Origin of the sequence: Streptomyces sp. NPDC006476 (genome assembly GCF_040612015.1) — a bacterium.
GTDB classification, from domain to species: domain Bacteria; phylum Actinomycetota; class Actinomycetes; order Streptomycetales; family Streptomycetaceae; genus Streptomyces; species Streptomyces griseorubiginosus_B.
In genome coordinates this window covers 354387-368711 of record NZ_JBEXPK010000003.1, presented here as the reverse complement: position 1 = coordinate 368711, position 14325 = coordinate 354387, and the positions used below count along the sequence as shown (strand labels likewise).

15 protein-coding genes and 1 pseudogene are annotated in these 14325 nt (G+C 71.1%); 6 read left to right on the top strand and 10 right to left on the bottom strand.

Going from position 1 to position 14325, the window contains the following annotated elements; genetic code table 11:
- Positions 1–6: 6 nt before the first annotated feature.
- From ABZZ74_RS05600 to ABZZ74_RS05590, 3 genes are all read right to left on the bottom strand, one after another.
- Positions 7–624 (bottom strand): DsbA family protein, encoded by a 618-nt coding sequence (locus ABZZ74_RS05600; RefSeq protein WP_356762027.1) that lies wholly within the window; start codon positions 622–624, stop codon positions 7–9.
- A gap of 67 nt (positions 625–691) precedes the next feature.
- Positions 692–1288, bottom strand: a complete 597-nt coding sequence (locus tag ABZZ74_RS05595) for a TIGR03086 family metal-binding protein (protein ID WP_356762026.1) — start codon at positions 1286–1288, stop codon at positions 692–694.
- A 25-nt stretch (positions 1289–1313) separates the two neighbouring features.
- A complete protein-coding gene (locus tag ABZZ74_RS05590; RefSeq protein ID WP_356762025.1) occupies positions 1314–2339 on the bottom strand; it encodes a 2-dehydropantoate 2-reductase N-terminal domain-containing protein in 1026 nt (341 codons plus the stop codon).
- A gap of 21 nt (positions 2340–2360) precedes the next feature.
- Between ABZZ74_RS05590 and ABZZ74_RS05585 the strand changes: the two genes are divergently transcribed.
- Positions 2361–2786: a hypothetical protein gene (locus tag ABZZ74_RS05585; protein ID WP_356762024.1), complete on the top strand. Its 426-nt coding sequence runs from the start codon at positions 2361–2363 to the stop codon at positions 2784–2786.
- A 13-nt stretch (positions 2787–2799) separates the two neighbouring features.
- Positions 2800–3096 carry a hypothetical protein gene (locus ABZZ74_RS05580; protein ID WP_356762023.1) on the top strand — a complete coding sequence of 99 codons (297 nt, stop codon included), beginning with the start codon at positions 2800–2802 and terminating at the stop codon, positions 3094–3096.
- On the opposite strand, the gene ABZZ74_RS05575 is transcribed toward ABZZ74_RS05580, so the two are convergent.
- Positions 3083–3631 (bottom strand): DUF1697 domain-containing protein, encoded by a 549-nt coding sequence (locus ABZZ74_RS05575; RefSeq protein ID WP_356762022.1) that lies wholly within the window; start codon positions 3629–3631, stop codon positions 3083–3085. The genes ABZZ74_RS05580 and ABZZ74_RS05575 overlap by 14 nt on opposite strands.
- A 401-nt stretch (positions 3632–4032) precedes the next feature.
- Here ABZZ74_RS05575 and ABZZ74_RS05570 point away from each other — a divergent pair, with 401 nt between their 5' ends.
- Positions 4033–6288: an MMPL family transporter gene (locus ABZZ74_RS05570; protein WP_356762021.1), complete on the top strand. Its 2256-nt coding sequence runs from the start codon at positions 4033–4035 to the stop codon at positions 6286–6288.
- Between the two features lie 56 nt (positions 6289–6344).
- Here the strand turns inward: ABZZ74_RS05570 and ABZZ74_RS05565 are convergent.
- From ABZZ74_RS05565 to ABZZ74_RS05545, 5 genes and pseudogenes are all read right to left on the bottom strand, one after another.
- Positions 6345–6545, bottom strand: a pseudogene (locus tag ABZZ74_RS05565) (glycosyl transferase); the annotation flags it as partial.
- 97 nt (positions 6546–6642) lie between these two features.
- A complete protein-coding gene (erm, locus tag ABZZ74_RS05560; protein WP_356762020.1) occupies positions 6643–7422 on the bottom strand; it encodes an ErmE/ErmH/ErmO/ErmR family 23S rRNA (adenine(2058)-N(6))-methyltransferase in 780 nt (259 codons plus the stop codon).
- A 277-nt stretch (positions 7423–7699) separates the two neighbouring features.
- On the bottom strand, positions 7700–8986 hold the full coding sequence (locus ABZZ74_RS05555) for an extracellular solute-binding protein (protein WP_356762019.1): 1287 nt from the start codon (positions 8984–8986) through the stop codon (positions 7700–7702).
- Positions 8986–9819 (bottom strand): carbohydrate ABC transporter permease, encoded by an 834-nt coding sequence (locus ABZZ74_RS05550; RefSeq protein ID WP_356762018.1) that lies wholly within the window; start codon positions 9817–9819, stop codon positions 8986–8988. The genes ABZZ74_RS05555 and ABZZ74_RS05550 overlap by 1 nt, the downstream gene beginning before the upstream one ends.
- On the bottom strand, positions 9816–10724 hold the full coding sequence (locus ABZZ74_RS05545; protein WP_356762017.1) for a sugar ABC transporter permease: 909 nt from the start codon (positions 10722–10724) through the stop codon (positions 9816–9818). The genes ABZZ74_RS05550 and ABZZ74_RS05545 overlap by 4 nt, the downstream gene beginning before the upstream one ends.
- Positions 10725–10922: 198 nt before the next feature.
- On the opposite strand from ABZZ74_RS05545, the gene ABZZ74_RS05540 reads away from it, so the two are divergent.
- Complete coding sequence (locus tag ABZZ74_RS05540; RefSeq protein ID WP_356762016.1) at positions 10923–11777, top strand: aminoglycoside phosphotransferase family protein; 855 nt, start codon at positions 10923–10925, stop codon at positions 11775–11777.
- 4 nt (positions 11778–11781) lie between these two features.
- On the opposite strand, the gene ABZZ74_RS05535 is transcribed toward ABZZ74_RS05540, so the two are convergent.
- Complete coding sequence (locus ABZZ74_RS05535) at positions 11782–12810, bottom strand: LysR family transcriptional regulator (RefSeq protein WP_356762015.1); 1029 nt, start codon at positions 12808–12810, stop codon at positions 11782–11784.
- Positions 12811–12904: 94 nt separating this feature from the next.
- On the opposite strand from ABZZ74_RS05535, the gene ABZZ74_RS05530 reads away from it, so the two are divergent.
- Positions 12905–13855 carry a DMT family transporter gene (locus ABZZ74_RS05530; protein ID WP_356762014.1) on the top strand — a complete coding sequence of 317 codons (951 nt, stop codon included), beginning with the start codon at positions 12905–12907 and terminating at the stop codon, positions 13853–13855.
- A complete protein-coding gene (locus ABZZ74_RS05525; RefSeq protein ID WP_356762013.1) occupies positions 13825–14322 on the top strand; it encodes a YbaK/EbsC family protein in 498 nt (165 codons plus the stop codon). The genes ABZZ74_RS05530 and ABZZ74_RS05525 overlap by 31 nt, the downstream gene beginning before the upstream one ends.
- Positions 14323–14325 lie beyond the last annotated feature (3 nt).

Here is a 14325-nt window from a genome sequence, read left to right as displayed (position 1 = left end):
ATCGGATCAGTCGAAGCGCAGAGAGCCGGTCCGGGTGCGCTTCAGCTCGAAGAAGTCGGGGTGGGAGGCCAGGACCCGGAAACTGTCGAAGAGTTCCGCCGCCCGCTCGCCGCGTGGAACGGCCCTGAGCACGGGTCCGAACCACACCGTTCCGTCGACGTGCAGCGTCGGGGTGCCGACATAGCCGCGGGACTCGGGCTCGACGCCGGCTTCGTGGCTGCGGCGGACGGCCTCGTCGTGGGACGGGTCGTGCGCGGCGGCGGCGAGATCGGCCGGCAGACCCAGCTCGGCCAGCGACTCGGCGATCACCTCGTCGAAGTCCTCGGCCTTGCGCTCGTGGATACGGGTGCCGAAAGCGGTGTAGAGATCGCGCAGGACCTTCTCCCCATGCCGTTCCGCCGCGGCCACGGCGACCCGCACCGGACCGATCGACCGGTCGACCAGGTCCCGGTACCAGTCGGGGAGTTCGTTGCCGAGGTTGTGCAGATACAGGCTCATGACATGGAAGCGGAGGTCGAGCGGGCGCTCGCGCTCGACCTCCGTCAGCCAGCGGGAGGTGATCCAGGCGAAGGGGCAGGCGGGGTCGAACCAGAAGTCGACGCGGACGGGAGAACTGTTCGTCATGCGGTCGACGGTAGTCGGGGATTGGTCCAGTTTCCTGACCCAATCACACACTGTTTCCTTGACCCAATCAGGCTCGGGCGAGCTGGGGGTCGCGTCCGCTGGAGGCGAGCGCGCGGTCGAAGACGGGGGCGTCGTCGGGGACCGGCACCGGGTCGGCGAAACCGTCGTACTGGCGGTAGAGGGCGCCGTGCTCCTCGACCACGTGCAGCACGAACCGGGCCGCGTCGTCCGAGACGCGGTACTCCTGGCCGGTGGCGGTGGCGACGTCCCAGCCGTGGACGGCCATCTCCTTGATGACCATCGAGGCGATCTGTACGGCGGGCATCTTCGCCATCCCCAGGTCGACCTCGCCCTCCCAGACCGCCGGGTCGGCCCAGGCCGCCACGGCCCGGTCCAGCTGGGCGGCGTAGGCCGCGGGCCAGTCGGGGTCGGCGGTGAAGTCCCGCGCGCTCAGCTCCTCGGGGAGCTGCTTGCGCAGGGCCCGGTGCTCCAGGCCGTGAGAGGTGTAGAGGACCCAGTGGTTGACCAGGGCGCGGACGTCCCAGTCGGGGCAGTGGGTGGGCTCGCCGAGCCGGTCCGCGGGCACACCGCGTGCCACACGGGCCGCCTCGGCGGCGCATTCGGTCATGTACGCGTGCAGATGCTCGGGGTCGTCGTACGTCATGCGCCCCACGCTAGGAAGGGCGCGCTCAGGACTCTTGAACAAACGCGACAGCGTCGTCGGCCAGCCGGGCCAGCTCCTCGATCGGCATCGAACCGGGCGCGCGGCGCTCGCGCGCGAAGGTGTTGGCGAGCTGCTGGAGCAGGTCGTTGAGCGGGGTCGGGACGCCGTGCAGACGGCCCAGCAGACCGATCTCGCCATTGAGGTAGTCGGCCTCGATGGTGCCGGTGGCACGGGCGAGGGACTGCCAGGTGGAACCGCCCGTGCGCGGGGCGCCTTCGAGCGGCACCAGGTCCACCTTGTGGCCGCGCAGCGCCTGCTGCTCCTGGACGCTGGCGTACGGGATCCGGGCGGCGTCGAGCACTGCCTCGCCCTCGGCTCGTACTCGCGCCCGCAATGTCGCCGCCGCTTCGGTGCCCTCGGCCGGTCCGCTCACCGCCATGACGGTGTTGTTGAGATTGGTCAGCAGCTTGGCGTACTGCCACCGCGCCACGTCGGGCACGACCGGCGCCTCGAAGTGGGACTTCTCCAGGTCGGCGGCGATCAGCCGGGCCGTCTCGTCGGTGCCGTGGGGATGGCGGCCGAGGTGGAGCATGCCGGTCAGCGGGGCGCCGCCGGCGGAGACGGAACCCGGTTCCAGATAGGTGGACGGCAGCCAGACGCAGACCCCGTAAACGTTCCGGAACACGCGCAGCGCGAGTCGCTGGCCCTCCACGCCGTTCTGCGCGCACAGCAGCGGCAGCCGCTCGGCGGCCGTGCCGCCGCCCGCGACCGGGGCCGGGCCCCAGGTCTGCAGCGCGGCCACGGTGTCCTGCACCTTGACGGCGAGGACCAGCACGTCGTCGGGCCTCAACTCGCCGAGCTCGCCCGGTCCTTCGACCGCGGGCAGCCGGTGGGTGTACCGCCCGTCGGGCACCGTCAGCCGCAGCCCGCCCTCCCGCAGCGCGGCCAGGTGCGCGCCCCGCGCGACCAGGACGACCTCGTGCCCCGAACCGGCGAGCCGCCCGCCGATCGCACCGCCGACGGCCCCTGCTCCGATGATGATGTAGCGCATGGGACGAGCCTCGCACAGCCCTTGACCTTGCCCCTGGGGCAGGGTCGAGCGTCCCGGCTGGACACCTGGCTGAAGCAGACGCCGTACAGCGATCCCGGTGATCTGGACACCGGCGTGCTGCCACGTGATCCCGCTGAACTCGCGCGACTGGTCCGGGGGTTGATCATCCACCGGGGCGAGGGCGAACCCCTCGGGTACGGGATCCCGCCGGAGCGGCTGCACCACGACGCCGAGTCGCGGTACGTCACCGAGATCCTGCGGATCCTGCGCGCACGCTCCAACCGGCCGCTCCCCCCGGCAGGCCAGGCCCAGGACGAGGCTGTGCCGGACGAACCAGGCACCCCGCAGGGACTCGTCCCACGAGAGCCCGGACGTCGCCGATCCGCGGCCCCGGCCCGGACGGCCCGCCACGCCTCACCGGACCGTCCGGCAGACGGTACTCGGTGATCCAGTGATCCTCGTGGAAGCCGTCGACGAAGTACGTGGCGAAGCCCCCGCGCACCCGGGCCGGCGTCCCGGCGGCCCGCAGCAGCGAGACGGCGGCGTCGAGACCCTCCCGTGGGACGGCTGGCTCCCGCTGGCCGGGGTCGAGGAGCCGGGGTCCCCTTCCGAGGACGAGCTCGCCCTGCTGGACGCGGTCGCCGCCGCCACCGACGACGAGGCGCGGCGCCTGTTCGAGGACCCTCGTCTGACCCCGCCCCGCGAGATCCCCTCCCTCGCCCCCTACCTCGGCCTGCGCAAGGTCACTCTGCCGTGAGCTCGACCAGCTTCACGACGGTGTTCCAGTTGCGGGTCGTGGCGATCACGCCCTTGGTGATCCGGGGCCTGGAGAGCACTTCGGCGAGCTTGGAGCGGCCCAGCCCCTGCGGCACGTAGAGATACAGCTCCCGCTCGCCCAGCCGGAACTCCTCCGGCAGACAGGCCTCCCGGTCGATCTCCGCGAACCGCGCGGCGTCGACCGGCGCAGAGAAGTAGGTGACGTGCAGTTGCTTGGCCTCCAGCTCGGCGGCCGGGAAGGGGCAGGCTTCGACGACCGCCTTCAGATAGGCGTGGTCGCGGACGATCACGTCGACGGAGAAACCGAAGTGCTTCTCGATCGCGTCCGTGAGTTCGGCGGCCAGCGACTCCTCGTCGCCGTGGCCCGAGGCGAAGACGGCCTGACCGCTCTGCAGATGGGTGCGGACGCGGTCGTACCCCAGGCCGTCCATCAGCTGCCGCAGCTCGGCCATCGGCAGCTTTTTCTTGCCGCCCACGTTGATCCCGCGCAGCAGCGCCGCATACGTCGTCGTCATGGCGGACACCATAGGGCGGCCGTCGTGCCCCGTGGGGGTGGGCACGACGGCCGGCGTCCACCCGGGGGTGGACTGCGCGAAACTCTGACGGACGAGCGTGGCCGTGAGCAACACCTACACGCAGCTGTTACTTACTCAACAAGCTTTCGTAATGACAAAGTCGGAGCGATGGCGACGGACCGGACACCGGCCCGCCACCCCGACCACTACTCACGAGTAGCCCGGATAGATGTAAGGGCCCGTTGTCCTCCCCAACGGTGAGGCGCCCGGGTACGAGGGGATGAGTCCGGGCCACGGCACTTCACCGGGCAGCACGACGAGTTGCTCTTACGCCGCCCATACCTTCGTAACGAAAGGTGGCGGCAGGGGGCTGCCACCGCGCACAAGGGGGCAAGCCCGTCATGGGGAACCGAGAAACACGGGTACGGGGCATAGCCGCCCGGGCCGGCGGCTGGAGCGCCCGCCACCGATGGGCTGCCGTCGGCATCTGGGTGCTGTTCGTCGTCCTGGCGATGGGGATCGGTTCCGCCGCGGGCCGGGTCGATCTGAAGGACAGCGACCAGCTGAAGGGCGAGACGCACACCGCCGCCCGGATCATCGATGACGCGGGGATCAAGGAACCGGCGAGCGAGACGGTCCTGATCCAGGCGAAGGACGGCCGGCTCAAGGCCACCGACAGCGAATTCAGGTCGGCCGTCGGCGCCGTCGTCAAGGCCGTCGACGGGACCGGCAAGGTCTCGGACGTCAAGTCGCCGTACACCACGGACACGATCTCCAAGGACGGGCGCAGCGCGCTGGTCCAGTTCGACATGCGCGGCGACTCCGAGACCGCGGGTGACCGGGTGGAGCCCGTGCTGAAGGCCGTCGCCGGGGTGCAGAAGGACCATCAGACGCTGCGGATCGAGGAGATCGGCGGCGCGAGTATGCGGAAGACGTTCGACGACGCGTTCGGCGACGACTTCAAGCAGGCCGAGTACTCCGCGGTCCCGGTGGCCCTCGGCATCCTGCTGATCGCCTTCGGCGCGCTGGTGGCCGCGCTGCTGCCGGTCGCGCTGGCGATCACCGCGATCATGGCGACGATGGGACTGATCGGCATCGTCAGCCATGTCCAGCCGATGACCGACACCGCCAACTCCGTGATGCTGCTGGTGGGTCTGGCCGTGGGCGTCGACTACTGCCTGTTCTATCTGCGCCGCGAGCGCGAGGAGCGGGCCGCGGGACGCGACGCGCACACGGCCCTGCGGGTCGCCGCCGCGACCAGTGGCCGCGCGATCATCGTCTCGGGCATCACGGTGTGCGTGGCGATGGCGGGCATGCTGTTCACCGGGCTCGCCACGTTCGAGGGCATGGGCCTGGCCTCGCTGATGGTCGTCGCCGTCGCCATGGTCGGCTCGGTGACCGTTCTGCCGGCGCTGCTGTCGTTGCTGGGCGAGCGGGTAGAGAAGGGCCGCGTCCCCTTCCTGGCCAAGGCCATGCAGCGTCGTGCCGCCCGCACGGGCGGGGAGAGCCGGTTCTGGGGAGCGGTCCTGAGGGGTGTGCTCGCGCGGCCGCTGGTGTCGGTGGTGGTCGCCGCCGGCGCGCTGCTCGCCGTGGCTGCCCCCGCCCTCGGTATGAAGACCCAGAACCTCACGCTGGACCAGGAGTTCGGTGACTCGCTGCCGATCGTGCAGACGTACAACCGCGTCAACGACGCCTTCCCGGGCGGCTCCGAGCCGGCCGAGGTGGTCGTCAAGGCGAAGGACATCAACGCTCCCGAGGTGAAGTCCGCGCTCGCCGACTTCAAAGCACGGGCGATCAGTTCGGGCGCCTCGCGCGGCCCGGTCCAGATCACCCTGCACGACGCGCAGAACATCGCCTACGTCTACGTCCCCCTGGTCGGCGGCTCCGACCTGGACAAGGCGGGCGCCAACCTGGAGAAGCTGCGCGACGAGGTGCGGCCCGCCACGCTCGGCAAGGTGGACGGCCTCCAGGCCCCGATCACCGGGCAGGTGGCCGGTTCGAAGGACTTCAACGACCAGCTCGGCGGCGCCGTCGTCCCGGTCTTCGCGTTCGTCGTGGTCTTCGCCTTCGCGCTGATGCTGCTGTCGTTCCGCTCACTGACCATCGCGATCACCTCGATCGTGCTCAACCTCCTTTCCGTGGGCGCCGCTTACGGCATCCTCGTCGCCGTCTTCCAGCACGGCTGGGGCGCCTCGCTGGTGGGCGCGGAGGGCGTCGGCGCGATCATCACCTGGCTGCCGCTGTTCCTGTTCGTGATCCTGTTCGGTCTGTCGATGGACTACCACGTGTTCGTGGTCTCGCGGATCCGCGAGGCGCGGATGCGGGGGCGCACGACGAGGGACGCGATCCAGCACGGCGTGGTCACCACGGCCGGTGTCGTCACCAGCGCCGCGGTCATCATGGTCGCCGTGTTCGCGATCTTCGGCACGCTGTCCATGCAGTCCATGAAGCAGATGGGCGTGGGCCTGGCGGCCGCGGTGCTCATCGACGCGACGATCATCCGGGGCGTGCTGCTCCCGGCGGTGATGGCCCTGCTCGGCGAGCGCAACTGGTACCTGCCGAAGTGGCTGAACCGCCTGCCCGACCTCACGCACGACGAGTCGCCGGAGGTCATCGCCCACTCGGCACCGGAGCAGGGTGAGCGGCTGACGGTCTGACGACTCCCCCTGACAGAGGGCCCGTTGGTATCCCGGGGGAACCAGCGGGCCCTCGATCACGCCCGGTGCCGGAGGAGTTCGGCCTCGATCAGGTCGGCGGCCCGCCGGGTGCCGCCCTCGTCGGCCATGCCGGCCCGAACCTCCTTGAGCCGCCGGGCGACTTCGGGGTCGTCGACCAGGGCGACGGCGGTCTCCCGCAGGGTCTCGGCGTCCGCCTCCGCCGTCGCGAGACGGCGCGCGACCCCGAGGCCCTGCAGCTTCAATTTGCGGCTCGCTCGTGGCGGCCCCGGGCCATGCACTCTCGTGCGGCTCAGGGCGGCCCCGGCACCCGCCGTCTCATGAGCACCAGCCGTCTCAAGCGCACAGCACCTCATGCAGCCGCAGCCATCGCTGCGGGGACACCTCGCCCACCAGGACCCCGGTATTCAGGCCGGCCGCCCGGAACGCCGCGTCCACCCGGCGGCGGGGGTGGGCCCGTCGCAGCGAGGCGTGCAGCGAACCCCCGACGCCCGAGAACCCCAGCTCCACCAGCTGCCGCCACCCGTCGTACGCGGCCGGTTCGAGCAGCGGGGTGCGGCGCCGCTCGATCCGTACGATCCCGGCGTCGACGCGCGGCACGGGCCGGAACCGCGTCCGCGCGACCCGCCCGGCCAGCCGCCACTCGTAGCAGGGCCAGCTGCGCACGGTGAGCAGGGACCAACTGCCGTAGTCACCGGTGCGTTTGCGGGCGTACTCGAGCTGGGTGAGCAGGGTGGCGTCGGTGAGGGCGGGTGCCCGCAGGCACCAGTCGACGATGGCGGCGGTGCGGGAGAAGGGCACGTTCCCGGCGACGGAGAAGGGGGTGCGGGGTGCCCTCGCGGTGAGGAAGTCGGCGCCGATCACGTGCACGTGGGGTATGCCGGAGAACCGGGTGTGCAACGCCGGGAGGAGACGCCTGTCGATCTCGTAGGCGCGGAGTTCCCCGCAGCGCGGGGCGAGTCGTTCGGTCAACGCGCCCTTTCCCGCGCCGACTTCGAGCAGCAGGGGTACCTGTCGTCCGCGCGGGACGGCGACGTGGGCGAGGTGTTCGGCGGTGGCGCGGTCGGCGAGGAAGTTCTGCGAGAGCGCGCGAGTGATACGGGTGGGGCGGGCCATGGCCTGCGGTCCTTGTCTTCCGTGAACGGTGAGAAGGGCAGCCGAAGGCCCTGACCGGAAGACAGAAGAGGGGAAACAGGCGCGAAGGAATCAGCGGGCGTGGCTTCCCGTACCGGTCAGGGCACCGGGGCCACGACGCATCCGAATGGAGTGCGTGCAGTCCCGGCCGAGACCGGTGATGTTGATCGCGTTGTTCGCTGCCACGAACGCAAAGCTAGGTTCGTCGCGCCACGGCGGACAACTGGTTTTCCGTGCTGCTCGGTTTTCCGTGTCGGGCTCACCGCTGGTAACGCGCGAGCACCAGGTTTCCGTCGTTTTCCAGCCGGTCGCGCAGTTCGTGGAGGTCGATCGCGCCGCTGTAGTACTCCTGGAAGGCGGGCGTGGCCACCTTGTCCTTCCACTCGGGGTAGCCGCGTACGGACTGCGCGGGCGCGGAGCGCAGGTCGGCGGCCAGGGCCGTCCCGGTGGCCCAGCCGTCCTTGGTGGTGTGCAGGGCCGGGTCCCGGAGGGCCTCGGTGCCGGTCGGCAGCATCCAGTCCCCGAGCGCCAGCCGCACCATGTTCCTCGGCCGCAGCAGGAAGTCGAGGAACGCGGCGGCCTCCTTCTTGTGCGGGCTGTCCTCGGCGATGGAGAGGGTCTGCGGGCTGACGCCCTGGGCGAGGCCGTCGGCGCCGGCCGGGGCGGGCAGCACCTGCCAGCGGAAGCCCTTCGGCGCCTGCTGCGCGATCTGCTGCCGGTAGGAGAACCCGAGCGGGACCATCGCGTACTTGCCGCCGAAGAAACCGGGCAGCGTGTCCGAACCTCCGCTGCCGAGGGTCGTGGGCGAGGCGCTGCGGTCGGTGTTCGCCTGGTCGTGGATGGTGCGGGGCACGACTTCGTCGCCCGCGCCGAAGCGGATGGTGACCTTGCCGTCGGCTCCCCGGTGGAAGAGCCGGCCGCCTGTCGACAGCGACAGGTTGAGGGTCGCCGAGACCGGTTCCTTCAGCGGCCAGGCGACGCCGTACGTGCCCTTGCCGCTGAGCTGCCGGGTGATGGCCCTGAACTCCGGCCACGACCAGGGGTGTTCGGAGGTCGGGACGCGTACGCCGGACCGTTTCAGCCAGGTCGCGTTGGCGACGACGACGCGTGGTTCCTGGAGGAAGGGCACGCCGTAGACGCCGTCGCCGAAGGTGGTGGTCCGCCAACTGCGCTGGGGGATCTCGGCCTTGAGCCGGGCGGGCAGCAGGCCCCGCAGGTCGGCGAGGTAGCCGCCGTAGGCGAAGTCGGCGAGGTCGTCGGAGGCGTCGTGGATGATGTCGGGGGCCTCGCCGCCCTCGAAAGCGGTGAGGAGCTGGTCGTGGACGCTGTCCCAACTCCCCTGGACGTACTCGACCTTGACGTCCGGGTGGCTCGCGTTCCACTCCTTCACCAGCTGCTTGTTGGCCTCGACCGACTCCTGCTGCCAGGCCAGGGACTGGAAGCGGAGGGTGATGCGGCCGTGCGCGGTGCCGTTGCCGCCGCCGGTGCAGCCGGACAGGAGCAGGGCGAGGACGAGGACGAGGAGGCAGACCGTCTTGCCGCGCATCAGTTCTTCACCGCCCCGGTGAGCATGCCGCCGGTGATCCGCCGCTGGATGAGGGCGAAGACGACGAGGGAGGGCACCGTCGCGAGGAACGCGGCCGCCGCCAGTGGGCCGAGGTCGGCGACGCCCTCCGCACCGATGAAATGGGTGAGCACCACCGGCAGCGTCTGTTTCTCCGGCGTTTTCAGCAGGACGAGGGCGAAGAAGAACTCGTTCCACGCGGTGACGAACGCGAACAGGGCCGTCGCCGTGATGCCCGGCGCGAGCAGCGGGGCGACCACGAGGACGAGGGTCCGCACCCGTCCGGCCCCGTCGACCGCCGCGGCCTCCTCGACCTCGATCGGCACCGCACGGACGTACCCGGCGAGCATCCACAGCGCGAAGGGCAGCGCCCACACGACGTACACGAGGGTGAGCCCGGCCAGTGAATTGATCAGCCGCAGGTTCTTCAGCACGAGGAACAGCGGGATGATCACCAGGACCAGCGGAAACGCCTGACTGACCACGACCCAGCCGGTGGCGGCCCGGGTCAGTGCGGTGCGGCGCCGGGCCACGACATAGGCGAGGGGAGTGGCGATCAGTACGGCGACGACGGCCGCGCCGGCCGCTGCGAGCAGGGAGTTGAGGGCCGCGTGCAGCAGGGGCTGCTCGTCGAAGGCCTGGCGGAAGTTGTCGAGCGTGGGGTGACGTGGGATCCAGGTGGGATGCGGACTGCCCAGCTCCCGAGGGGACTTGAAGGCGGTGGAGAGCAACCAGAGGAAGGGGAAGGCGAGGAAGACGAGATACGCGAGCAGGGCGACGTACTGGCCCGCCCGGGTACGGGAGTTGGCCCTCACGTGTCGTCCCCTCCCTTCAGCCGGCCCGCGAGGAACAACGCGAGCAGCACCGAGATCACCGCGACCATCACGCAGCCCATCGCCGCCGCGTACCCGAACTGGCCGTACCGGAAGGCCTCTTCGTAGGCGAAGAGCATCGGCAGTCGGGTACGGCCGCCCGGTCCGCCGTTGGTCAGCACGTAGACCAGCGCGAAGGAGTTGAAGTTCCAGATCAGGTTGAGGGCGGTGATGGCGAGGGCGACGGGTCTCAGCGCGGGCCACGTCACCGTGCGGAAGCGGCGCCAGGCGCCCGCGCCGTCCACCGCGGCCGCCTCGTGCAGTTCGCGCGGGGTGTTCTGCAGTCCGGCGAGCAGTGCGACGGTGGTCTGCGGCATGCCCGCCCACACGCCGACGACGATCACGGCGGGCAGCGCGGTCCCGAGGCCGCTGAGCCAGTCGTGGCCGTCGCCCAGGCCGAGGTGGCGCAGGGTCTCGTTGAGGACGCCCGCGTCCGGGTTGTACACCAGCCGCCACATGATGCCGACGACGACCTCGGGCATCGCCCACGGCACGATCGCCAGGGCGCGGGCCAGCCAGCGCAGCCGCAAATCCTCGTTGAGCAGCAGCGCGAGACCGAGGGCGAGCAGGAACTGCGGCACGGTCACCGCCACGGCCCACACCAGCCCGATCCGGAACGACTCCCAGAACAGCGTGTCGTGCAGCAGATCCTGGAAGTTGAGGCCGCCGATCCACCGGGTCGGCTCGGTCCGGCCGGACTGGGAGTCGGTGAAGGCCAGCAGGATGCCGTAGAGCAGGGGGCCGACGCTCAGGACGAGGATGGGGATCAGGGCGGGCAGGACGAGGAACCAGACGGCACGGTCGGCGGGGCGCCGCACCACACTTCCCGCATCGATCTCCGCTGCCACGGGTTCCCCTCTGTGTACGGGACGCGCTTCGTGTACGGGACGCTCTTCGTGTACGGGACGGTCGGGCCCGGTCATGGTCGTGAAGGCCCTGTATCCCGTCAAGGGCATGGGCACACGTCCCGGACCTGTGCGGATGCGAGACTGACCCGCGGTTGGCGAGAACCCGACGCCACACGACGGCGGACACGGAGGCGGGCGATGGACGAGGCGACGGCGCGGGCCGTACTGAGCGCGGCGGGGGTGCTGCCCGCGACGGCGGAGCTGCTCGCCCTGGGCGAGAACGCGGTGTTCGCCGACGGTGACCTGGTGGTCAAGGTGGGCCGGGACGCGGAGCTGCTGGAGCGGGCGCGGCGGGAGGTGGACGTCGCGCTGTGGCTGGCCGAGGCGGGGGTCGCGGCCGTGCGGGTGGCGGAGCCGAAGCCGTTGCTGGTCGAGGGACATCCGGTGACCGTGTGGCACCGTCTGCCGGATCCCGTACGGCCCGCCGAACCGCGGGATCTGGCCGAACTGCTGCGGGTCGTGCACGCGCTGCCCTCGCCCCCGTTCGCCCTGCCGCCACGGGAGTTGCTGGGCGGGGTGGAGCGGTGGCTGCGGCTGGCGGGGGATGCCATCGATCCGGCGGACGCGGCGTATCTGCGCGAGCGGCGGGACGGGTTCGCGGCGGCCGCGGCCGCGTTGACGCCGCGGCTGACTCCGGGGCCGATTCACGGGGACGCGTTGCCCCGGAACGTGTACGTCGGGCCGGACGGGCCGGTGCTGGTGGATCTGGAGACGTTCTCGGCGGATCTGCGGGAGCACGATCTGGTGGTGATGGCTCTGTCGCGGGACCGGTACGGGTTGCCTGCGGCGGCTTATGACGGGTTCGTTGCCGTTTACGGGTGGGATGTGCGGGAGTGGGAGGGGTGCTCGGTGCTGCGGGGGGCTCGGGAGACGGCGAGTTGTGCGTGGGTGGCTCAGCATGCGCCCAGCAATCCCGCGGCGTTGGCCGAGTTCGAGCGGCGGGTGGCGTCGTTGCGGGAGGGGGACGAGTCGGTGCGGTGGTATTCGTTCTGAGCGCCTAAGGGGTGGGGTGTTGTCCGTCATGGGGCGAGTGCGGGTTGTTTGTGGCTGGTCGCGCCCGCGCGGCGGTAGCCGCAGATTCAATACGGCCCCGCGCCCCTCTGGGGCGCGTCGTCGCACCGTCCCCATCGCTGTTCCGAATCGTTCCCGCCGCCTGCCGTAGCTCGGTCAGTACCCTTCGGACCGCCGCCCTGGCCGCGCGTTCCGGGCGGTGGAGCGCGTCGATGTGGCGTCTGGCCTGTACGCCGCTGAGGGGCTTGAGGACCAGGTCCGGGTGTGGGCGCGTGGTCCATCGGGGCATCAGGGCCAGGCCCCCGCCCGCCGCCACGGCCTCCGCCGCCACCGCGAACTCGTTGATGCGGTGGGCCAGGTGGAGGCGGCGGCCGGCTGCCGCGCCGATCGCCTCGATGGTGGCCATGACCGGGAAGCCGTCGTGCACGGTGATCCAGGGCTGGTCGGCCACGTCGTGAGGGCTGACCCGGCGTCCGGCGGCGAGCGGGTGGTCGGCCGGCATCGCGACGTCGAGGGGTTCGCGCAGGAGCGTCGTCGCCGTCACCGTGTCCGGCCAGGGTGGGGCGTGGTCCAGGCGGTGGGCCAGGACCAGGTCGTACTCCCGGGTGAGCCGGGGGAAGTCGCTCTGCGTCACGTCCTCGTCCGCGAGTGCCAGGACGGGGTTGTCCGGGCCGTCGAGCGCGCGCAGCAGGAGCGGGAAGAACGCCGCGCCCGCGCTGTGGAACGCGGCCACCGACACTTCCCCGTCGGGCTGGTTCAGGTACTCCTCGACGCTGTGGCGGGCCCGCTCCAGTGCCGACTCCACCTCGATCGCCGCACCCGCCAGGGTCTGCCCGGCGTCGGTGAGCACCAGCCGGCGGCCCCGGCGCTCGGTGAGCGGCACCGGGATCGCGCGCTGCAGCAGCCGTAGCTGCTGGGAGATCGCCGACGGGGTGACCAGCAGCGCCTCGGCGACCGCGGTGACGCTGCCGAGTTCGCCGAGTTCCCGCAGGATCCGCAACTGCCGTTCGTCCATACGTCCAGTCTAGGAGCACGATGTAGGAGTTCTAAAAGATCGTTGAAGAAACTGGTACTGGGCTTCATGGACGGTTGCGGTGCACCGTGGGCCCATGTCCGACGTTCGCCGTACCGATGCAGTCCTTCTCCTGGTCGCCGTCGTCTGGGGTTCGAGCTATCTGTCCGCCCAGACGGCCACCTCCGCCCTGCCCGTTCTGGTGGTGCTGTTCGCGCGGTACGCCCTGTCCGCGCTCGCGTGTCTCGGGCTGGTCGCCATGGGCCCGGGGCCACGCCGGTGGACGCGCGACGAGCTGCGGCTCGGCGTGCCGCTGGGGTTGACGCAGGCCGCGGTGCTGGTCGTGGAGACGTACGGCGTCGCCCACACCAGCGCCGCCAACGCGGGGCTGATCATCAGCCTGACCATCGTGCTCACCCCGCTCCTCGACCGTCGGCGCGGCGGGCCGCCTCCCGTCTTCTTCGCCGCCGCCGGGGTGTGTGTCGTGGCCGTCGGGCTGCTCATGTCCGGTCACGGGTTCCACGCCCCGCGGCTCGGCGATGTGCTGATGCTGGGGGCCGCGGTGATCCGGGCCGGGCATGTCGCGCTCGTGGGGCGGCTGACCGTCGGCCGGGCCGTGCGTCCGCTGCACCTGACGACCGTGCAGATGATCGTCGGCACGGCGCTGTCCCTGCCGGTCGCTGTGTCCGGTATGCCGGACCTGGCCCGGGCCGGTACGGCGACCTGGCTCCAGCTCGTCTATCTCGCTCTGTTCTGCAGTGTGTTCGCCTTTCTCGCGCAGACCTGGGCCGTGCAGCGCACGTCCGCCAGCCGGGCCAGTCTGCTGCTGGGCACGGAGCCGGTCTGGGCCTTCGCGGTGGGCATCGCCCTCGGCGGCGAGCGGCTCACCGCGCTCACCGGGCTCGGCGCGGCCCTGATGGTCTTCGGAACCTACTGGGGTCAGGCGATCGAGCGCGCCCATCGCACCACCGCCACCCCGCCTGAAACCGGACTCCCCGCACCCGACAAGGACCTCCGATGCCGGACCACGACACCTACCAGCGTCTGATCGACCTGCTCGACACCGCCCACGTCGACTACACGCTGATCGACCACGCCCCGGAGGGCACCACGGAGACCGTCAGCGCGCTGCGCGGGCACCCCGTGTCGCAGGCCGCGAAGTGCATCGTGCTGCGGGTCAAGGTCGACCGCCGCACCACCCGGCACGTCCTGGCGGTGATCCCCGGGGATCGCCGCGTGGACCTGGACGCCGTACGGACGCTGTTCGCGGCCCGGTACGCCGGCTTCAGCGACGCGGGGACGGCCGAGCGCCTGGCGCGGGCGGTGCCCGGTACCGTGCTGCCGTTCAGCTTCGATCCCGAACTGGAGCTGGTCGCCGACCCGGAGGTCGTCGAGCGGCCGCGGCTGTACTTCAACGCGGCCCGGCTGGACCGGTCGCTGTGCATGTCCGGTGCGGACTACGAGCGGGTTGCGCGGCCCCGTGTGGTGCCGGTCTCGGGACCCGCGCCGGTCTGAGCG